This is a genomic window from Spirochaetota bacterium, from assembly GCA_030154445.1.
Taxonomy (GTDB): domain Bacteria; phylum Spirochaetota; class Brevinematia; order Brevinematales; family Brevinemataceae; genus Brevinema_A.
This window is the reverse complement of record JAGUQW010000017.1, coordinates 1-22,683: the sequence shown is the minus strand read 5'-3', so window position 1 is coordinate 22,683 and position 22,683 is coordinate 1. Positions and strand designations below refer to the sequence as shown.

The window sequence follows — 22,683 nt, the reverse complement described above, 5'->3', positions numbered from 1 at the left end:
CATAAATCTATCGATTCATTAGTGATTAAGTGTGATTAAACTAAAATTTCTTTATTATCACCATAAATTAATTTATTTAATGGTTGTTTGGTTGGTTGGTTGGTTGGTTGGTTGGTTGGTTGGTTGGTTGGTTGGTTGGTTGGTTGGTTGGTTGGTTGGTTGGTTGGTTGGTTGGTCATATTGTATATCCTGATATAATTTTGTCAAATTTATTGATTAATATATTATACTTTTGATCTCTTGTTATTGCAATCTATTTGTGTATGTAATCTGTTTATAAATCTTTACTATTTTAGAGCTCTATGATATAATTTTTTATTATATAATTATAAGGAAAATAATATGCGTCATGTATTATTAATAATACTAATGTTTTGTACCATTCCATCATTTACTCAATCAGAATCCAAAGTCATAAAATATCCGTGGTTATCATTAACTACAGGAGCTGGTGTCGATATTTTTAATACACGATTTTCTTGTGTCTCATCTATGGAATTTATGCTGGGTAAAAAACACTATTGGTACAACTCTATTACTACTATTCATACAGGAGATTGGTTGTGGACTTTGTCTACAGGTGCAGGAGTAATTCTATATGATAAGAGAGATCCTGTTACTTCAAAAGGCTGGTCTATTGCTTGGAATTATTTAGCGTTTGGAATAGGGATAATTACAGCAGAGAGATTAGGGCTTTCTACAGTAAGTACTATGCGTTTTCGATTTCATTTGAATCCTATTTTTGCGTTGCAATTTGGGATAGATCATCATATATTTACAGAATTTCTTTCTGATCAAGTTTTATGGAGTTCTGCTCATGCTTTGACATTAGGATTTGCCTTTTAATTTTGAAAAACAACTTATTATAGGATCTGTCTTCAGATTTATTAGTTGTAGATTCGTATCAAAAAAATGTAAATATCCTTATTTTTATAGGTTCTCATTACTTAGCAATCTGTTTAGAAATCTTTACTATTTTAAATTTTTGTGTTATAATATCTTATTGACTATGTGTATAAGGAGACTTTAGTGAGCTATGAATCAGTAATTGGATTGGAAGTCCATGTTCAATTAAATACCAATACAAAAATATTTTGTTCTTGCCCCTTAACTTTTGGAGAACAACCGAATATAGCTGTTTGCCCTATTTGTTTGGGACATCCAGGCACATTACCAGTATTGAACAAAATGGCACTTCATAAAGCTATTCTTGCGGGATTGACATTACATTCAAAAGTGAATTTATTTTCTCAATTTGATAGAAAAAATTATTTTTATCCTGATCTTCCAAAAGGTTATCAAATAACTCAAAACGATTTTCCTATTGTAACAGGTGGCATGGTGTCTATTCATTTAGGTGATGGAACACAAAAAGATATTCGAGTACATCATATGCATTTGGAAGAAGATGCAGGCAAATTAACACATAGTGAGCATGAAGATTTTAGTAGAGTTGATTTGAATAGAGCGGGAACTCCATTACTTGAAATTGTTTCTGAGCCTGATATGAGAACATCTGAAGAAGCTTATTATTATCTTAGAGAATTGCGTACGATGATGAGATATATTAATGTTAGTGATGTAAACTTGGAAGAAGGATCTTTACGCTGTGATGCTAATATTTCTATAAGAAAAGTTGGAGCACCTTTAGGCACTAGAGTAGAAGTGAAAAATTTAAATTCTTTTAATGGTGTTCGTAAAGCTATTGATTATGAAATTGAAAGACAAATCGCACTGGTAGAATCTGGTGGAACAGTCGAGCAAGAAACAAGATTATTTGATGCTAACAAAAATATTACTATAGGCATGAGATCTAAAAGTGAAGCAGCAGATTATAGATATTTTCCAGATCCTGACCTTCCTCCTGTAAGAATCACTGAAGATCTTATAAAAGAATTAGAATTACAACTTCCAGAGCATCCTTATGCTAAGAGAATGCGTTACCATACTACTTTATCTCTTCCTCTAAAAGATTGTATTGTATTAACAGACGATCAAGAGGTGGCAATATATTTTGAAGCAATATTAGAACATACTACTCAAGATGTCAAGAAAGTATTGAATTGGGTTTTAACAGAAGTAATGAGTCGTATGAATGAACACAAATTAACTGCAACAGAATTTGCTAAAAAAGTGAGCCCACAACATACAGGAGAATTATTATCTCTTGTCAAAGATGGTACTATTAGCGGTAAGATTGCTAAAGATATTTTTGATGATATGGTCTTAACAAGTAAATCTCCAATAATATTAGTTGAAGAAAAAGGACTCAAGCAAGTAAGTAATGCTGGTGAATTAGAGGCTATTATTGATAAAATTTTAGCAGATAATCCTGGACAAGTAGAACAATTCAAATCTGGTAAAGATAAATTATTTGGTTTTTTTGTGGGTCAATTAATGAAAGCAACAAATGGACAAGCAAATCCAGAACTATCTAATACTATTTTGAAAGAAAAGTTAAAATAAAATGACTTTTGCTATAGATGTTGGAAACACAAGAACCAAAGCTGTACTAATTGATGAAGATCTAAACATGATTGCTTACAAGAGTTGGAGTACCCCAGAACTTTTTGAGCCGGATAGATGGAAGTTTTTTTTTGATGAGATGCACCAACTTAATTCTTTATTTTTTATTGCAGATTTAAAGATTTCTTGTGTTAGTTGGAAAGCTTTTTTAGCATTAAGAGTTTATTTGGGTTATGATTCTTTCGAATCGTTTGATACTAATAGAAAATTTAATGAAGATTTATTTATCTTACCCATAAACACTCCTATAATACTAGAAAATTCTATTCCTATTGATAGAGGATTTGTAACAGGCATGATAGGAACAGACCGTTTGTTGGCAGCTTATGCAACTCATAAACTTTTCAAAGATAATGTAACTGTGGTATGTTTGGGAACAGCTACAACTATTGATCTTGTGACTAGTAATGGAGTTTTTTTTAGTGGATCTGTGCTTCCTGGAATAGATGTTTCTTATCAAGGATTGCTTGATAGAGCAACTTCTTTGCCTTTATTATCAGACTTAACACCTTCGGATAAAATCTTAAATACGAATACAGCAGACTCTCTGTATACAGGTTTGTTTTTGGCACAAGCGTTGATAATTGAAGAAATGTCAAAAAAACAAATAGAAGAAGCCTCACTAAATTCTCTTAGTAAAATTGTATTAACTGGAGGAAGGTCATTTGGAGTTAGTTTTCATATACGAATGCAACATTATATCGTAGAAAATTTAGTTACTTATGGATTGGCACTATTATCTAGACAATATGATAATGTTAAAAAACAAAAATTTAATGAAAAAAAAATGAAAAACATTAAAATAATTAATAAGCCACATACATCGATTTCAAGAATAATAGATTAAAGGATATCACTCATGGATAAAAAGGATGTTTTGTTTTTTCTTGTTATAATCCTATTATCACCTTGTTTTGTTTACTCTACTGAGGGAAAAGAGAGTTTTATAGACCCAAAAAAATATCTAGAAACTAATGTTTTGAATAAAGACTTATCTCAGCAAAAACAAGCTGAAAGAGTTAAAATTTCTACAAGTGTGTCAGATGACCTAGAATCAGAAAAAAGAAGACAACAAGCCTTAGATTTTGTTGAATTAAAAGAACAACGAAATAAAAAGATCAGACAAGAAAAAGCAGAGATAACCGATGATAAGTTTGATAATACGGATAATTTTATAAGTCCAACTCATAAATTTGTACCAATTGATGCTATTGTCTTGGATGCTGGACATGGTGGTAAAGATTCTGGTGCAGTTAGAAACGGAATTGAAGAAAAAAGATTGGCATTAACGCTTGTTAAAAAATTACATGCTCTATTTAGAAAAAAAAATAGAAAGATAGAAATATATGTTACAAGAAAAAATGATACTTTTGTATCCTTAGCAGATAGAGTATCTAAAACAGCAAGATGGTCTGCTCGTAAAAATATTTTATTTATTAGTATACATGCTAATACAGCACCTCGTCTCAGTGTTGCAGGTTTGGAAATCTATACCTTGTCAGATCGTGCTAGTGATCCAGCTGCTCTTATAACAGAAAGAATTGAAAATGCTGGATTTACTCCTGAAGATATTATGAATACAGACAATGTGTATTCTATATTAGCAGATTTAATAAGAGATAGTACTAGAACACAATCCGAATGGTTGGCTAAATATGTCTATGATGACACTTTAAAGTATAGTAAAGTGTATGGAAGGGGATTAAAGCGAGCTAATTTTTTTGTATTAAAATATAATACTGTTCCTTCTATTTTAGTAGAAGTTGGTTTTATGTCTAATTTATCAGAATCAAAAGCACTTCAAGATGAACAATACCAGAACAAATTAGCTATAGGTATTTTTTCAGGAGTATCTCGTTATATAAAAGATTATAACAAAACAGAAGGATTTGCGAAATGATAAATAATGAATATATAAAAGCATATATAAATAAATATCAAAAAATATTACTAGACTTTATAAAACAGTATATAAAAATTATTCTTATATGTTGTTTTGTATTTTTATTTATCACTATTTTTTCATTAGTAAAATATTTTTCTGGAATTGCTAATGTATATTATATAGAAAAAGACAAAGGGATTGTCTTTTCAGAGAAAATATTTGTATATACTATTGGTTTAGAAAGTGATATACAATCATTTTTAAGAGCTTATTTAACAGGATCACAAAATTATAAAGCTAAAATACCCTTCACATATGAAACAAGATTAATTTCTGTTAGTCATGATAAAAACAAAAAAATATTAATATTAAATTGGAATTCTTATTTTTATAGAGCATTAGAACAAAAAGATTCTGATAGAGAGATAAAAATTTTATTAAAATCATTGAAACATAATTTTTCTATAGATAAAGTTTATTTTTTAGTAGAAGGTTCTAAATTAGCTATAGAATTACAAGATAATATTTTAGGTGATGGAATAGAATTGAATCAAATAAATTAAAAAAAATGTAAAAATATTAAACTTTTATATCGGTAGTTTCCGACAAAATATTAGTAGAAAAAGGTAAAATATTTACTTGACAATAAATGAAAAAAATAGCACACTTATAATAGTAGTTTTATTAACTTTTAAAAAATAAAGTGAAAATAAAGTTTAAATTTCCTAAGGAGAGGACCTATGAGACATGGAATAGTAATAGCATCTTTTATGTTAATACTTGGTGTAGTAACACCACTTAGTGCTGTGGAGCGTCTCTTGATTGACTTCACAACCTACAATGAAAATATTGGACAGGTTATTGATAAAGATCAAGAAATCTACGAGCAATTTGTTGCTGAAAATCCAGAATTAGACATACGTAATTTTGGTTGGCCAGAATTTGCTTTTGAAGCAAATGATTGGAATTTAGAAAATTGGAAAGTAGTATTAAATCCTTCTGCTGATTCCAAAATAAATAATAAGAATTCTCTTATTAAAAACTCACCGAGTAAACAGTATGGTAATGTACTAGGTGTTCGTGTTCAATTCAATAAATGGGACAATCCTTTTTGGACTTTAATTAAAATGCCTTACAACTTTTTTCATACCTATATCAATGGACAATTTGTTTCTTATAATGAAAACAATGAAGATGCTGGTTTAGCAATTGGTATGATTGCAAATGTTGGGCAAATTAAAAGTGTTCGTTCATGGGTTTATGGACTTAATTATAATTACAAATATGGTGTTAGAGTTGTTAATGAACAAGATAAATTAACAGAATTTGGATTCGGTTCTATCTTACATGAAGGTTGGAGACAAGTTTCTTGGAATAATACAGAATATCTAGATGATCCTAATGATTGGAAAGCCACAACTAATCCTTTGTATCCATTCTTTTTTCCATATATTCGTTTTGATGCATTAGCATTTTATAAACCTAGTGGAGTTAGTGATCCTAATTTTATTGGATATGTAAAAGATGTTACAATCAATTTTGATTATGCTATTGTTCGTGAAGATCAAGATATCAATGATGAAGCTATTTGGCAAATTCTTTCTGAGAAAGCAATTCAAACAAAACTTGTTATGTCAAGAGTATTGGCAGAAGAGTTACTTTTAAAAAGAAAAATTCAAAAACTAAAATCGGCTACTGCTGTTGCTGAAGCTCCTAATACAGAAGTTGCAGAATAATTTTACATAAATAAATAAATTTACCAATAATAAATACCCCCCTAATATTAGGGGGGTATTTATTATTGGTAAATTTATTTATCAATAATAGTATCAATTATATATACATTATCAATTATATTTATAGGTATTGTTATAAAAGCTTGTTTATGGTTTTTATCAATAATAAAAGCATTAATACTGATTTTATTATTATCATAAAAGCTAGAATCCCATTGCAATTTTTTATTGTCTTTTATTAAAAATACTAATTTATTTTCTATTTGTGGAGATATAGATATATTTAAATCTTTTATTTTTTTTGAATTATTCAAGATATAAACAATTTTTTTACCAATATCATCATTTGAAATAATATTGTCATATAATTGATTTTCGATGATATCTAATGGTGATATTGTTTGAATGTAATTGATATCTCCTATAAGATTGGTTTCCCAAATAGTTTTTTTAGGAATTTGAAGATCTATAGTATTAGTAATATTATTTTCTATCCATTTTAATTGACCAAACCATGTGAAAGGGTAATTGTGTTGAATAGATAAAAAGCTTGAATTTACAGAAATTTTAACAATTTTTTGTTTATTAAAATTTTGTTTATTTGTTATACATAGGTTGAAATTTGTTTTAATAACTTTAATAGAACTATTAAATAATTTTTTTGGTATAGATAGCAGTGGATTGTTAGATGTTTTATTTGTATAATTATATACTATTTGTTCATTTGTTAATTTGAGGAGATCTTGTTTTATTTTATGTTGTTGGATTGTTTCATAAATATCTTGTTCTGTATATCCTATAAATTGATATTTTTCAACTAAAGTATCTGCTAATGTGATGCCATCTAATTTATTCTTATGTGTAAATCCAAATAATAAAGTGCTGTGTTGAAGAAATTCCCATAAATAGTTGAATTGTTTTTTTCTATAAATATTTTGTATATAGTATCTAGTTCTTTGACTAATTTGATTACCCCATTTAGGAGAAACGGAATTAATTAAATCCCAAGTGAAGTATTGAACTAAGCTTTCTGTGAATAAAGAATTTTCTTTCTGATATTGAAGAATACCTGGAAAAAAACTATGGTATAATTCATGAATTAATATTTCTACAAGTTGTTCTGATGGGGTTGTCCATAATTCTTTATTATTACTAGTATTACTATCAATAAGATCGATGATATTTGTATTTAATAAGAATATATTACCTAAAAATTCTCCATCTACATTATTAGATAAATAATTTGGGATCACAATTTCTAAAGGAATAATATGAATTTCACTAAGAGGAAAAAATTTATGTTTTTTTTTCAATTGATCCCAAAAAGGAGAAAATTGTTTATTGATGATAGAGAACAAATTGGTATTAGAGCTATATAAATATATAGAATTTTTTGTTTGTTTAGGAGTCTCAAGAATAATTAAACTAGCACTTGGAGATAGATTTTTTAATTCATTTTTCCAAACACTTAATTTTTTGTCAACAATAATCGTATCTTGATTTAGTTTCCCACCCATAATACTTGTGAGATTTGTGGGGGTAATAATTGTAATCTCAAAATCAACTTGATGATCTTTTATAGGATATGGAAACCAAAACTGTCGTGCATCAAGAAATACAAAATCAGATTTAACAAGTATGCGAGAGTTATTATTTTGTTCAGTAATAGAAAAATTAATGACAATAGATGTTCGTTCTTTTGCTAGAACTGCTTGAGGAAGCGTAACTGTTAGAATACGATAGTTTATTCCTTGTTTGATAACAACTTTTGCTTGAATATTATTTTGGCTTATAGAAGAGATATTAATAGAAGGATTAATAAGAAATGTCCAACTATTTTGGGGTGTTTCTTCATTATTTTTAATAGTATAGATAAAATTTCCACTAATATTAGTATTAAAAAATTTTACATAACCTTTAATTGATAAAGTATCTAGAGTATCGAAAGAAAAAAGACAAGTAGTAGTAAGAAGAAAAGTATATAATAATATATGATATTTCATATATCCCCCTTTTATTTAAGAACGTCTAGAAAACATTTTTTTTAATAATTGCTGAAAAAATATAGATATTATAACAAATATATTTTTACTATAGTATTTTTGATGTTTTTTGAGCCCTTCTATTAATTCGAGTTCATCAAAATTTTTTCTTGTAGTATTTTCTAATATTTCGACATTTAATGCTTCTTTATAAGATAAATCTTTCGTAATAACATCAATATCTTCCCAACCTAGTTCTTTTACCGCTGTAAGTCTTCTTTCTCCAGAAATAAGTTCATTTTTTTTATTGATAATAATAGGATGTAAAAGCCCATATTTTTCTATACTTTGTTTTAATGATGATAGATCGCCAAGATCTTTTCTAATACGATGTTTAATTATAATATTATGTATTTTCATTTTTGTCTCCTATGTTTGAGTATTACAAATTTTGAGTATGATATAATTTGTTATAATAACTATCTGTGGTGATTAATTCATTATGAGAACCTGTTTCAAGGATTTTACCTTCTTTCATTACAATTATTTTATCAGCATTTTCAATAGTCGATAACTTATGGGCAATAATAATAGTAGTTTGTTGACCATAGATGTTTTCTAAAGCTTTTGTGATTTTTAATTCTGAATCAGCATCTAAAGAGTTTGTCGGTTCATCTAAAATAAGAATAGCAGGGTGTCGTAAAATTGCTCTCGCCAAGATAATTCGTTGTCGTTCACCCATAGAAAGGTTGTTTCCTTGATCACCAACATATCTATGGTATCCATCTGTATGTCGAGTAATAAATTCATGAGCATTAGCAATTTTTGCTGCAGCGATAATTTCATTCATAGTAGCTTGAGGTTTTGATAATTTTATATTATTATAAATTGTATCGCTAAATAGGTTTGTATCTTGAGAAACGATAGAAATATTTTGTCTAATAGAAGCTAGATTGTACTCTAGAATGTTTTGATTATCTAGTAGTACTACTCCTGTATCTGGAGTATAAAATTTGGGAATAAGAGATATTAAAGAACTTTTTCCAGAGCCGCTATAACCAACTAATGCAACTGTTTCTTTAGCTTTGATTTCTAAAGAAATGTTTTTCAAAATGACTTGATTTTTGTTATAAGAAAAAGATACATCATTGAAGGTAATATTACCTTGAATATGATCAAAGTATTGAGTATTTGTATCACACTCTTCTTCTGTGTCTATGATATCAAAAATTCTTTTAGCAGAAGGCCCTAATTTTTTTAGAACTAATATTAATTGATTAGAAGAAGAAATGGGTTCTGACAAAATAATAGCCATGGCAACAAATTTGGTAACATCACCTGCGGTTGCAACCCCCATCTGTATACCAATAGCCCCCAAAGATAAAATCAGAATAATAGCTGTAATTCCTAAGAAATCAGACATAGGAAGAGCAAATAAACGCATTTTGATTTCTTGATCAGATAAAGATAATTGAATATCATTTTTTTCTTTAAAGTTGTCAATTTTACCTTGTTCAATATGGAATCCTTTAATGATTTGAATCTGTCTCATGGTTTCAGAAAATGTATTAGTCATTTGAGCAACATTTTCTTGCATTGTAGACCCGATTTTTTGAATTTTAGCACCAATAAGCCCTAATAATAATCCAATAATAGGACCTAATATTAAAAAATATAATGATAATTTCCAATTAATAGTAAACATAGTTGATACAATTACAATAACTGTAAGTGGTTGGGCAAGTAACTGTACCATAATAGTCATCAAAAAACTTTCTACTAAAGTAATATCATTTGAAGTAATGGATAGAAGATTAGAGCTAGAGTTTTGATGATAGTAAGACATGGGAAGTTTAATTATTTTATTATAGATTTTTTCTCGAAGTTGATAAGAAATCCGAATTGCTAATTTGCCTGAAAATAGATACATTATATATTGAGCACTTGACCATAAAAATCCAAATCCAAATAGTATTAATATTTGTTTTATATTGACTGCTGATTGGTTTTGAGAAATAAAAACTTCATTAATAAATTCTCCAATAAATAAAGACACGCCAGTACGACCCATAACAAATAAAATAGCAGCAAAACAAGAAATAAAAATTAAGCCTTTGTAATCTTTTAATAAATAAAATAATCGTTGAGTTGGTGTTGCTGTTTTCAAAATTAAATCTCCTCATAATAAATATACTTAAATGATACGATTTAATAGTAAATTTTGCAATAAAAAGATATATAGATAAATATGATAATATTTAATAAAAACAATGTGATATCCGATATATATGATAGTATTATTTCGTATTAAAAAAGTAGAGGGCGGTTTCCTTTGTTAAAAAAGAATTCTTTAGTAGTGTTATTTGTATTTGTTTGCATAACATCAATATTTCCAAATACAGGAATAGCTCCATATATTTTGGATGGTTCTTTAGTTATTTATTTTCCTAATATTAAGGAAGCTACTGATACTTGGCGTTTAATTTTAAATAAAGTTAATAGTGCAGAATATGTTAATGTTCTGTCTAGATTTAAATTTCAAATAGAAGAAAAAATGGTTGTAAATATTTTTGAAAAAAAAGGAGCAGAATCTTTAGGTATAGATTACGATAAAGGTTTTGCTTATGTACATCTTAAAAAAGATGTTGGATATGCTGTATTTACAATAAAAAATAAAATTTTATTAACAACAATGCTGGATAACTTACCTACTCCTATTCCTTATAGAATTGAAAATAATTATGTTATTTTTTCAGGAACAGAGGAAATTTTAGACTATTATGAATTTCAAGGCTTACAAAAATTAGAAGAATACAAAAAAATAGCGAAAAATCTTAAATTAGATTGGAATCAAAATTTATTATGGATAGATTCTGATTATTTGAAAGATAAAATTCCCAATCCATCATCCTTTGTAAAAATGGGAAACAAAGTTGTTGGAACTTTTTATTTTAATAAAAATAAGTTAACATTTGATTTATTTTCTTTTTACGATGATCCTAAAATTAATCAAGAATTAGTAAATAGTACTAAAGTCAAAACTGTTCAAAAAATGACTTTATTAGATTTTGAATCGGGAACTCCAGGAATAGTTGGTCAAACTTATATAGATCTTAAAAGTTTTTTACAAATGTTACAAGAGATCGATAAAGCTGATTATTTATCAATAAAATCAATTATTAATAATTTGAAAAATAATAATATTGATATTCAAACACAAATCTTACCTTATTTGAAAGGAAGATTTTCTTATATTATAAGATCTTTTGATATTAAAAATAAACAACTGAATTTCTCACTAAGCGCTGAAATCTATAATAAGAAAATTTTATTAGAAAATCTGAAAGATATAGTTCGTATTGCAAAATTTAAAGGTGCTACCATAATCTATAAAAATATATTTACACAACAATTTTATGGATGGAAATTAAATGATATGACTTTATGGGTTGGAATTATTGAAGATCATTTGATTGTATCGTCTGATGAAGCAAGTTTATATCGTTTAGTTGAAAATGTTTATCAAGCAAAATCAGGATTTCTGAATACATTACCACTATCTTTCAGAAGATTTATTAATAATAGATCAATTGGTGGACAAATGATTTTACAAAATCCATCCTTTATAAAAAATTTCAATACCATAGATTTATTATTACAAAATCAATTATTAATGTCTTTAAAAAATTTGGATTGGAGTTTTTATTTAATTAATGAAAATAATAATATAGGTCGCCGAGATATTATTATTTTAAATTTTTATGAGTAATATATGGTGAAACAACATCTTAAAAACAGACACACTACTTGCATTTTTTTAAAAACAGATATATAATATTATATATCTGTTTTATTACATATAGGGGATTTCCTATGGAAAAACAATTTGTTGCATTTAAGGTAGGCGAATCTTATTATTGTATTGATATTATGGAAGTACAGGAAGTTATACGAGAAATTACAATTACAGTAATGCCTAATTTCCCTTCGTTTGTTGAAGGGGTGATAAATTTGAGAGGAAAAATAGTTCCTCTTTTGTCCATTGATAAAAAATTAGAAACTATAGATACTATGCGAGAAAGTGATTGTATAAAAAAACACACTAATCAAGCAGGCCCGTTAAAATCAATTATTATTAAAGTTGAAACTATTACTATAGGTTTGCTTGTTGATGCTCTTGATAAAATTCTTGTTGCTGAAGAAAGCCAAATTCAAAATGCTGAAGGAATAGGGAAGTTCACCAATGATCGAATGATTTGTGGAATCTTACAAATCAATAATGAAATTTATACAGTGTTAGATCCAAAATTTATTTTAGAAAATGAAGAAACAGAAGTATTAACAAAACAATTAAATCCATAAAAAATATATAGAGCTATATTCAGAACGAAGGTATAGCTATTAAAGGGGAATCCTAATGATAAAGAGATTGTTAGTTGCATCACTACTAGTGACAACAATAATAAATGCACAAGAAAGTGTTATACCAGAGGTTGGAGAAGATATATCTTCTGCTGATACATCAATAACTAATGATTTTGTTACTACAGATACATCAATGACTGATGAAATGACAACAAATAATATGACAGAGGAATATGTTAATTCTACAGAATCTACAAATAGTACACCTTCTTTATATGTAGATACGGTTGGATATACTATTACTAATGGAGATACTTTGTTTGCATCTCCTATGGCTCGTTTTGAAGTAAACGGTGTAGATGAGCAATCAGGCTTACAAAGTGTTTTAGTATCTGTTGACGGCAGTGAGTATTCTCTTTATAAACATCCAATTTCTTTTTCAGAGGAAGGGGAACATACTTTGAATTATCAATTTGTTGATAGAGTTGGAAATATTTCTTATTCAAAAACTTTTTCTCTCACTCTAGATGCAACTGCTCCAAGAATAGTAGATTTAGTTTTATCACCAATATCTTATAGAACTGCAGGAATCGAATATATTGGACCAAACACAGAGTTTTCGTTTACTACTTATGATGATTTGACAGGAGTTGGATTTGTTGAATATTCAACAAATTCCCAAGATATGATTCGTTTTAATACAAACACCACCTTTGCTTCATTAGGTTATACTAATACGGGTGCTTTTCGTTTTTCTTATCAAGCAACAGATATGGTTAGTAATGTTTCTCTTATGAAATCACGAGTTCTTGTTGTTGATGGTGCTGCTCCAACTGTAAGTGTATTTGCAAAAGCTATTGAAGTGGATGGTATACGTTATATTTCTTCTAAAGATAAAATTACTGTGGAAGCATTTGATATAGATACAAAAGTAGCTAAAATGTTTTATGCAATTAATGATGGTGAGTTTGTAGAATATAATGATAATATTGGTATTTATTTGAAACAATCTGGTGAATACACTATTCATGCAAAGGCAACTGATGTTGTTGGTAATGAAAGTGTCGCTGTAGAATATAAAGTGGTAGTTGATATGTTAGCACCTACTGGAGATGCTATATATATTGGTACAATCCGTTCATCTGAGTATGATCCAACAAAAGAAGAAGAAGAAACTGTTACTGAAGAGCCAATGGTAACAGAAGAAGTTGTTGCTGAAGAGCCAATGGTAACAGAAGATGTTGTTGCTGAAGAACCAGTGGTAACAGAAGAAGTTACTGCTGAAGAGCCAGTGGTAACAGAAGAATAATTATATTACATTAATATATAAATAAATTCATAAAGGTGATCGAAAGGTCACCTTTATTGTTAAACTTATAACTCAAAAAAAATAAAAAAAGAGGTTCTTATGGCAGGACATAGTAAATGGGCTAATATTAAGCATAGAAAAGGTGCTCAAGATGCCAAAAGAGGAAATTTATTTTCTAAAATAGCAAAAGATCTTATTATTGCAGCTCGTGATGGAGGTGGAGATCCAGGTATGAATGTTCGTCTTCGTGCTACTATTGATAAAGCTAGAGCAGCAAATATGCCAAAAGAAAATATAGAAAGAGCAATAAAACGAGGTACTGGAGAATTAGAAGGCGTTACTTATGAAACACTTTCTTATGAAGGCTATGGACCTGGTGGCGCAGCTATTATTATTGATGTTACTACAGATAATAAAAATAGAGCGTCAATAGATGTTAGAAAAATATTTTCTAAATTTAATGGTAATTTAGGTGAGTTAGGTTGTGTTGCTTGGATGTTTGATACTAAAGGTGTTATGGTTTTTGAAACAGAAAATACTGATGCTTTAATAGAAGTAGCTATGAATGCAAATGCTGATGATATAAATGTTTATGATAATATTGTTGAAGTTTATACTCTTTTTGAAGAATATGGCGCTGTTTCGGATGCTTTAAAACAAGCAGGATATATAGCTACTAGCTCAGAAATTGCAAAAATACCACAAAATAAAGTGGCTCTTGATGCTCAAAAAACAATTTCTTTTTTGAAATTGTTTGATGCCTTAGAAGATAGTGATGATGTTTCAGGAGTTTTTACTAATGCAGATCTTGATGAAGAAACCATGGCTAATTTATAGAGGTTTGTAATGTTATATAATAAAAAAATTATTATGGAAGCCGTACATATTTTACGATCTAAAGGTATAAATCAAGTTGATGAAGTAGTTATACTAGGATCAGGACTTTCTCATATAGCTGATCATTTTGAAAATCCTCTTGTTATTTCTTACGATGATATTCCAGGAATGCATGTTTCAAGTGTTCAAGGTCATGACAGTTGTATTTATTATGTGATATTGTCTAATGGTAAGAAAGTAGCTTTATTAAAAGGTCGTATGCATATGTATGAAGGGTATTCAGCCTTTCAAGCTGCATTTTCTGTAGCTGTAATGGCTGAACTTGGTGCTAATTCTTTGATTGTTACAAATGCTGCTGGTGGATTAAATTCTGAATATGTACCAGGGGATATTATGATGATTGAAGATCATATTAAAACACAATTTTGCTCTCCCTTAGAAGGAGTTTTGACTAACAATCGATTTTTAGATATGCAAAATGCTTATGATACAAGTACTTATGAAAATTATCGTCAGAAATATAATATTAAAAAAGGTGTTTATATTTCTACCTTAGGTCCTCAATATGAGACACCTACAGAAGTTCGGCATTTTCAAAAAATTGGCGGAGATACAGTTGGAATGTCAACTGTAATGGAAACAATAATGGCACGATTCTATGGAATGAAAGTTATAGGATTTTCTATGATAACTAATAAAGCTGCAGGATTACCAGGAGCAGTTTTAGCTCACAGTGATGTGATTGAACAAGCTAATAAAGCTGGTAAAACATTGACAAATATTATTGTTGATTTATTAATGAATAATTAATTATCATAAATATACCCCTCTAATATTAGAGGGGTATATTTATGATAACCAATAAGCTGATATAATAGGATTATTTAACAATTCCTGAATACGAGGAGACGGAAAATGTATTCTGTAAATAGTATTGGCAGATAAAGAAGACATATTTGTTCCATTTAAAAGATGAAAATTTATTCGATGATGTGCGTCATTACGATAATCTTGTTGAGCTATTTGTTTTAAATTTAATAATAGTGGATTTATTTCATGATTAGATATATTATCTTGTAAAACAATATTTAATTCACTGTATAAAGGTTTTGTGTCTTCTTTAAGAAGACACAAATCAATAATTTCATAAGATCGCTGTTGATTTTTACGTTCAGAAATAAATGCTTTGAGAAAAACAAAACAACCTTCAGATAATACATTTTCTACAAAATTTAATTTATCACCAAATACAAAAAAGCTAATATTATCATTTTGAGTATTTAATACAAATTTTCCCCATGATTTATGTTTATTTTGCGGATTTATTTGTATATAAATATCTGTGACATAACCCATTAATGAAATATTACTATTTAAAGGTAATATATCTTGTAATGATTCTGTGTAAGTACTTAAATTTCCTATTTTTTTGATAAGAACAGAAAATAATTTTTGTGTTAAATAAAAACCAAATACTTTGATTTCATTTTGAAAATCTTCTTCAAATGATAGCGGAGTAATATTTGTTATTTGTATAGTTTTAGTACTAGCTTGCATTTCTTCAGTACTAAATAAATTAAATGCAGTGTCTTTTTCTTTTTTTTCAAATTTATTATAAAGAATAGATAAATTTTCTGAATTAAGATAGATAGCTTTATTTAACATAAGGTGATCTTGATTAAATAATGAATCAAAAGCACCTGCTTTGATTAATATTTCTGTAACTACCTTACGAATTTCATTGTTTTCAGTAGTTCGTTCAATAAAATCTTCTATAGATAAATAATTACCACCCCAATGGCGTTCTTTAATGATTTCTTTACTTGCTTGCTCTCCAAGTCCTTTGATAGCCCCTAATCCATAACGAATTCCTATTTTTTCTTGCATATCCTCTTCAAAAGTTTCTACTTTAAAATCAAAAAAGCTTTGATTGATATTAGGCATGAGTATAGGTATATCTAATTTTTTTGTTTCTGTAATATAATTTGCAAGATCTTCATGACGACCCATATTTGAACTCATTAAAGAGCACATAAATTCAGCTGGATAATGAACTTTAAGCCAAGCAATTTGATATGCTAGAATAGAATATGCAGCTGCATGAGATTTATTAAAGGCATAATTAGAAAAAGGAATTAATAATTCAAATAAAGTGTCAGCTAATTTTTCTTCATATCCTTGATCAATAGCACCTTTTATCCATTTTGGACGAATAGTTTCTAATTCATCTGGTTTTTTCTTTGCCATGATACGACGAACAATATCAGCTTCACCTAAAGAAAATCCTGATAATACTTGTGCAATTTGCATTACTTGTTCTTGATAAACAATAATTCCATAGGTAGTTTTTAAGATAGGTTCAAGATTTTCATGAAAACAATCAATTTCTTCTTTTCCATGTTTTCTATCGATAAAACTTGGAATACTATCCATAGGACCAGGTCTATATAGAGCATTCATTGCAATTAAATCTTCTATAGAATTTGGTTGTAATTGTTTTATATAATTTGTCATACCATCAGATTCAAATTGAAAAATTCCAGCAGTATATCCTTCTGTAAACATAGTAAATACTTTTTCATCAGAAAGAGAAATTTTATTTAAATCTATCCAAATTTGATGATTTTCATAAATTCTATGAATACAATCTCTAATAATAGATAAGTTAGATAATCCCAAAATATCCATTTTCAAAAGACCATTTTCTTCTAAATATTTACCTTCAAATGCTGTTGTAATAGTATTTGAACGATCTTTGATTAAAGGTATAACTGTATTTAGGGTGTTTTCTGCAACAATCAATGCAGAAGCATGTGTTCCTAAATTTCGTATACGATTGGCTAGTTTAATAGAGTAGCCAATCCATTGTTTTTCTTTAATAGAACCATTTGTTAAAATATTTTTAATTTCAGTTATCTTTTCAGCTTGTTTATTTAAATCTTCATTAGCATCTACTAAGTTTGTGATTTGATTAACACGAGGAAGGGGTATTTCTAAAACTCGCCCAACATCTTTGAGTACAGCTTTAGCTTTATTATATCCAAATGTTATAACATCTGCTGTTTTTCCTGCACCGTAATGTGTTCGTAAATATTGCTTAACTTCATCGCGTCTATCATCTTCGAAATCAATATCAATATCAGGCATAGATACACGCTCAGGATTAAGAAATCGTTCAAAGAGAAGATCATATTTAAGTGGATCAACATTAGTGATGTCAATCGCATAACTTAACAATGCTCCTGCAGCAGAACCTCGACCAGGACCAACAAAAATACCATTTTTTTTAGCATATTGAACAAAATCACTAACGACAAGAAAATAATTTGGAAATCCCATATTACATACAGTATCTAATTCCCAATTTAATCGTTTTGCATATTCAGGAGGAAGATTCCCATCAAATTTTTGAGTTAATTCTTTAAAACTTTTTTCTCGTAAAAATTCTCCAGCTGTCATATCTTTTGGAATAGGATATTGAGGACTTTGATCTTGAACTTTTGGAAATATTACATTACAAGATTCTGCAATTTTTAAAGTATTACTAATAGATTCTGGAATTTCTTTAAATTGTTCTATTATTTCTTCTGTTGATTTAAAATAAGCGCAACCGTGAGATTTTATATTATCTGATAAAAAATCTTTTTCACGAATACAAGACGCTATTTCTAAAAGAATATTATCCTCAGCGTTTAAATATAAAATAGGGTTAGTAGCAACGAGAGGAATTTGATTTGTTTTTGCAAATTCAATAAGCACTTGATTTGCTATTTTATCTTCACTAATTCCTCTATCTTGAATTTCTATATAGAAATTTTCTATACCAAATGTTTCTTGATAAAATTGACAAGTATGATGAAGTTGTTCTATATTTTTAGTAGATGCATAATACCACAATTCACCAGTGTGATCTGATGATAATACAATAATATCAGATGAATAGCGTTTTAACAATGTTTTGTCTACACAAAATCTACCAAAACTTCCATCATCATAACCAAAAGAAACAATTTTCAATATATTTTGATAACCAGCAAAATTTTTAGCTAATAATATTAATGTATACTTTGATATAGGTGGATCGTCTTTTCGTTGAGGTGAAAATCGAGATTGATTCATTACATCTATTTTCACCCCAAAAATAGGTTTGATATTTTCATTTTTACATTTTTTATAAAATTCAGGAACAGCAAACATATTGTTGTAATCAGTAATAGCTATAGTTCTCTGTTGCAACTCTTTGGTTTTATTGACAAGTTCAGAAATTGTAGAAGTAGCGCGAAGTATAGAATAGTGAGATTGAACATGTAAATTAACAAAACTGTTCATAAAACCTCTTTAATATTGCGAAAAAAGGGAAGACTAAGCCTTCCCTTTTTTTATTATTTATAAATATAAATATTCTTATCTTGAATAATATTCGATGATAAGAGGAATATCTCCAATAGTTGGTACTTCTGCACGAGTTGGAAAATAAACGAATTTCCCAGAAATTTTAATAGTATCTCTTTCAATATAAGCTGGAATGACAATAGAACCGTCATTTACTGCATTATTAAACACTTCTTTGTTTTTTGATTTATCTTTGATAGATACAATATCTGTTAATCGTAAACGATAAGAAGGGATATCAACTTTTTTCCCATTAACTTCGAAATGACCATGATTTACTGCTTGACGAGCAGCATAGATAGTAGGAGCAAATCCAGCACGATATACAAAAGCATCTAAACGGCGTTCAAGAAGTTGCGCTAAAAGCTCAACTGTATTACCTTCCAAACGAGAAGCTTCTTTATAATTATCTCTCATTTGTTTTTCTGATATATTATATTGAGCCCGAACCTTTTGTTTTTCTAATAATTGTGTTTTGTAGACAGACATTTTACCACGAAATTTCTTAGTTGCTCCAGCTTGACCTGGTCCATAAGTCTTTTTTTCCATAACTTTTGCAGCTTTTTTTGTAATTGCAATCCCTAAATAACGGGATATTCTTACCTTAGGTCCATTTTTTCGCATGAATTTTCTCCTAAGAAATGTTTTAATTTTTGTTTTTCTTAATATTCTTTTGTGCAGCCATACAAAAAGAATATTAAATATTGTTCTATATTATATATTATAATGATTTTTTTTGCAATCATTTTTTTAAAATATTTTTTATTTCATGATAAATAAATTTCAAGATACGATAAAACATTCTAGAAATTTTAAAAAGAAAAGACTTTTGAAAAGAAGGATTAATATTTCTAAGTATAGTTTTTTTAATAGAAAATTTTTTATTCATTTTTAAATAATCAGAAAATAGCAGTTGTTTGTTTTGTTTTATATTATGGGTATTTATCAACCAAGATCCACTAAAGTGATGACATAAACATACATTTTCTAAATGTATGTTATGGAGTATGGGACCTTCATTTGTATATCCGAGGGGTGAAAAATATTCTTGTGGGTATATCATTATATTGTTTATAATAATAGGAGATATAATTGAAGGTATTTCAAAATTTTCCCTAGAGTCCTGATCATAAAAATATAATAGAGTTAATTGAGGTGCTAAAAGCTTATTCCTTTTTCTTAAATGATATATCTGTCCCATATTCTCATAGATAGAACACATAAACTGTGTTAAGGGGGAGTTTTTTTTACAGGCCACAGAATGAGCTGTATATCCAGAGATATCTTCAATGCCAATAAAAGAATGATATTCGGAATTATTTTCTAGCTCTTCTACCAATATATTAAATTTTTCTCCATTAATAATTTCAATATCAGCATCTAAATATATGCCACCATACTCACGAAGAACCCACCAACGAAAATAATCACTTAAAAAAGCATGATCTTTCTCTTTGAATAATTCTCTAGTATATTCACAAATAGTAATAGGAAGATTATCAGCATTCCAATGTATAATTTTATAATCAGGAAGTTGTTCTTCCCAATTTTTTAAATACTCTTGGTATAAATCTACTTTACCATCGAATCCAAAATAAATTCTATGTAATATTTTCAATGAATCCATGTTAGTTATCCTTATTTTTTTTAATAGTTTTAATAGAATGATAGATATACTTGAGTATTCTATAACTTTTTATTAATATTTTGAATATTATATTTGCTAATTTGGTACATATTTTTTGTAAAAAACTACCGTGAGGTAATAGTTTATTGATAATATTTTTAAATATAAGGTATATTTTTAGTAATTGCTGTTCAGATATTGTTAATGTGTTATTCTTTTCCTGTAAAAACAATATATTATTTATAATATTGAATAATTCTACAGTATCAGATTCTTTTATAATAATTTCTAATTCTGGGATTTTTGTTTGATTTTTATAGACTGCTTGTATTAACAATTCCCATTTATCCATAGTTGTGTCTGTATTAAATTCTTCTAAAGATTCTAAAGCCTGTTTACCTAATTCTTTTAAATAAGTTGGATTATTTAATAATTCACACATTTTTTTTGCTAAACCAACTATATCATTTTGAGGAATAGAAATTAGTCCTTTTGTATTGTGAAAAGCTATATAAGGTAATTCAAACATTAAAGTAGGAATTCCATAACTTTTTGCTTCAGCTATAACCATAGGAAAAGCTTCTGTTTTTGATGTTGAAATATGTAAAGATGTATTTGAATAATATAAATGAGAATTTTGATTTCTCAATAAAAAAACATTTTTTTGTAAATCATGTTCTTTTATATATTGCTGTAAAAGAGTATACAGATCTCCATCTCCTAATATTAGTAGTTTTGTGGTAGAATCATGAAAATTAGGTAAAGCTTTATGAAATGCATGAAGTGTAGCCAGTGGATTTTTATTTATGTCTAGTCGACCTACCCAAAGAATTGTGTTTTGAGAAAGAGTTGATGGTATATTTTTATAGGATTCTATATCTAAAGGATTTGGTAAGTAATAAGCATTAGAAAAACCTAAGTTTCGCCAATATAACAAACTTTGAGGATATAGACATATGAAAGCATCGTATATTAAAAATTGATATATATTCATAAGGAAGATTTCATTTTTATAATAATCTGTCAACAACAAATTACTATGAATACAATAAATAATTTTTTTATTTAAAGTTTTTATAATAGCTATTATTTCTAAATGATCTTTGTGTATGTATTCTTGTGTAATAAATAAGTCTAGATTGTATTTTTGAATACTACTCTTTAAAAGAGATATCTTCTCTAAAAGAGATCCATTTAATACAATACGTTTTTTTATAGTTGAAGTATCAAAATCATTAGGGTGAGGTTTTTCTTCTGTAAATAAAACTATAGAATATCCTCTTTTAGTAAATTCTGCTATTAACAGAGAACTGACTTTTTGACCACCACCTATATATAAATTGTTATCGAACAATCCTATAGTTTTATTCATAGGAATAGGGGAGGAATGAGTACTTTGAAAATATTTCCAAAACAAACCAATAGTTTTTATATCATAGTTAAATAGATGTATTAGATATATTTCTTCCCCAAAAACTTCTATAAATAACAACAATAAATAGGAAATATCTGTTTCGACTGTTGGTTTATGTATAAGTGTATTCATAGTAGATAAAACATGCCCACCGAGAGTATATTTAATTTTTTGAGTGTATTTAAGTCCGATTTTTTTATCTAAAATATTTAATACTTGATGTTTGTTATTTATACTGTCTTGAATCTTCAATGCTGTAAATTCTGAATTAGCGAGAGAGCTATCATTTATACGATAATAATAAAGTTTATGATCAATACCAATATAAGAAGTAGCAAGATTCATGATAAGAGAACATTGAAGAAAATCTTCCGCCATATTAATATGAAGATCTGGAGAAATAGATTCTATACTTTTAAGACAAAGATTTCTTTTAATAATTCTACTCCACAATGTAGGGCAAGAAATATTATTAAAATAAAGATCTTTGATTTGTTGGGGATCTTTGATTAGTTTTTTTGATAGTGGAGTAAACCAATTTCCCCAATCAACATTAGATTGAATATCAAATTGAATAAGATCGGCGTCTGTCTTGTCTATAGTATTTGCT

At 27.9% G+C, this 22,683-nt stretch carries 18 protein-coding genes and 1 pseudogene; 11 read left to right on the top strand and 8 right to left on the bottom strand.

Annotated features, from left to right (window positions below; genetic code table 11):
• Positions 1–76 precede the first annotated feature (76 nt).
• A pseudogene (locus KFW21_07015) lies at positions 77–172 on the bottom strand (PT domain-containing protein).
• A 170-nt stretch (positions 173–342) separates the two neighbouring features.
• On the opposite strand from KFW21_07015, the gene KFW21_07010 reads away from it, so the two are divergent.
• The 6 genes from KFW21_07010 to KFW21_06985 all read left to right on the top strand — a co-directional run bounded on the left by KFW21_07010 (position 343) and on the right by KFW21_06985 (position 6,147).
• A complete protein-coding gene (locus KFW21_07010; GenBank protein ID MDK2819178.1) occupies positions 343–846 on the top strand; it encodes a hypothetical protein in 504 nt (167 codons plus the stop codon).
• A gap of 183 nt (positions 847–1,029) precedes the next feature.
• Positions 1,030–2,466, top strand: coding sequence for an Asp-tRNA(Asn)/Glu-tRNA(Gln) amidotransferase subunit GatB (gene gatB, locus KFW21_07005; protein ID MDK2819177.1), 1,437 nt, complete (start codon positions 1,030–1,032; stop codon positions 2,464–2,466).
• A gap of 1 nt (position 2,467) precedes the next feature.
• Entirely contained in the window at positions 2,468–3,373 is a 906-nt protein-coding gene (locus KFW21_07000; protein MDK2819176.1) for a type III pantothenate kinase, read from the top strand.
• 12 nt (positions 3,374–3,385) lie between these two features.
• Positions 3,386–4,426 carry an N-acetylmuramoyl-L-alanine amidase gene (locus KFW21_06995; GenBank protein MDK2819175.1) on the top strand — a complete coding sequence of 347 codons (1,041 nt, stop codon included), beginning with the start codon at positions 3,386–3,388 and terminating at the stop codon, positions 4,424–4,426.
• Entirely contained in the window at positions 4,423–4,974 is a 552-nt protein-coding gene (locus KFW21_06990) for a GerMN domain-containing protein (GenBank protein ID MDK2819174.1), read from the top strand. The genes KFW21_06995 and KFW21_06990 overlap by 4 nt, the downstream gene beginning before the upstream one ends.
• A gap of 177 nt (positions 4,975–5,151) precedes the next feature.
• Positions 5,152–6,147 (top strand): hypothetical protein, encoded by a 996-nt coding sequence (locus KFW21_06985; protein ID MDK2819173.1) that lies wholly within the window; start codon positions 5,152–5,154, stop codon positions 6,145–6,147.
• Between the two features lie 74 nt (positions 6,148–6,221).
• Here the strand turns inward: KFW21_06985 and KFW21_06980 are convergent, their stop codons facing one another.
• The 3 genes from KFW21_06980 to KFW21_06970 are packed head-to-tail and all read right to left on the bottom strand — an operon-like array spanning position 6,222 to position 10,296.
• The gene (locus tag KFW21_06980; protein MDK2819172.1) at positions 6,222–8,150 is read right to left on the bottom strand and encodes a hypothetical protein; all 1,929 of its coding nucleotides are present in this window, start codon (positions 8,148–8,150) and stop codon (positions 6,222–6,224) included.
• A gap of 15 nt (positions 8,151–8,165) precedes the next feature.
• Positions 8,166–8,549, bottom strand: coding sequence for a ParB N-terminal domain-containing protein (locus KFW21_06975; GenBank protein ID MDK2819171.1), 384 nt, complete (start codon positions 8,547–8,549; stop codon positions 8,166–8,168).
• A gap of 22 nt (positions 8,550–8,571) precedes the next feature.
• On the bottom strand, positions 8,572–10,296 hold the full coding sequence (locus KFW21_06970) for an ABC transporter ATP-binding protein (GenBank protein MDK2819170.1): 1,725 nt from the start codon (positions 10,294–10,296) through the stop codon (positions 8,572–8,574).
• A 165-nt stretch (positions 10,297–10,461) separates the two neighbouring features.
• Here KFW21_06970 and KFW21_06965 point away from each other — a divergent pair, with 165 nt between their 5' ends.
• From KFW21_06965 to KFW21_06945, 5 genes are all read left to right on the top strand, one after another.
• Positions 10,462–11,898: a hypothetical protein gene (locus KFW21_06965; GenBank protein MDK2819169.1), complete on the top strand. Its 1,437-nt coding sequence runs from the start codon at positions 10,462–10,464 to the stop codon at positions 11,896–11,898.
• Positions 11,899–12,002: 104 nt separating this feature from the next.
• The gene (locus KFW21_06960) at positions 12,003–12,491 is read left to right on the top strand and encodes a purine-binding chemotaxis protein CheW (GenBank protein MDK2819168.1); all 489 of its coding nucleotides are present in this window, start codon (positions 12,003–12,005) and stop codon (positions 12,489–12,491) included.
• 55 nt (positions 12,492–12,546) lie between these two features.
• Positions 12,547–13,803, top strand: a complete 1,257-nt coding sequence (locus KFW21_06955) for a hypothetical protein (GenBank protein MDK2819167.1) — start codon at positions 12,547–12,549, stop codon at positions 13,801–13,803.
• A gap of 99 nt (positions 13,804–13,902) precedes the next feature.
• Complete coding sequence (locus KFW21_06950) at positions 13,903–14,640, top strand: YebC/PmpR family DNA-binding transcriptional regulator (GenBank protein MDK2819166.1); 738 nt, start codon at positions 13,903–13,905, stop codon at positions 14,638–14,640.
• Between the two features lie 9 nt (positions 14,641–14,649).
• A complete protein-coding gene (locus tag KFW21_06945; protein ID MDK2819165.1) occupies positions 14,650–15,450 on the top strand; it encodes a purine-nucleoside phosphorylase in 801 nt (266 codons plus the stop codon).
• Between the two features lie 39 nt (positions 15,451–15,489).
• On the opposite strand, the gene dnaE is transcribed toward KFW21_06945, so the two are convergent.
• The 4 genes from dnaE to KFW21_06925 form a co-directional block, all read right to left on the bottom strand.
• A complete protein-coding gene (gene dnaE, locus KFW21_06940; protein ID MDK2819164.1) occupies positions 15,490–18,969 on the bottom strand; it encodes a DNA polymerase III subunit alpha in 3,480 nt (1,159 codons plus the stop codon).
• Positions 18,970–19,044: 75 nt separating this feature from the next.
• Positions 19,045–19,656: a 30S ribosomal protein S4 gene (gene rpsD, locus KFW21_06935; protein MDK2819163.1), complete on the bottom strand. Its 612-nt coding sequence runs from the start codon at positions 19,654–19,656 to the stop codon at positions 19,045–19,047.
• Positions 19,657–19,774: 118 nt separating this feature from the next.
• Positions 19,775–20,659, bottom strand: coding sequence for a hypothetical protein (locus tag KFW21_06930; protein MDK2819162.1), 885 nt, complete (start codon positions 20,657–20,659; stop codon positions 19,775–19,777).
• Between the two features lies 1 nt (position 20,660).
• A partial coding sequence (locus tag KFW21_06925) for a glycosyltransferase (protein MDK2819161.1) occupies positions 20,661–22,683 on the bottom strand: 2,023 nt, incomplete at its 5' end.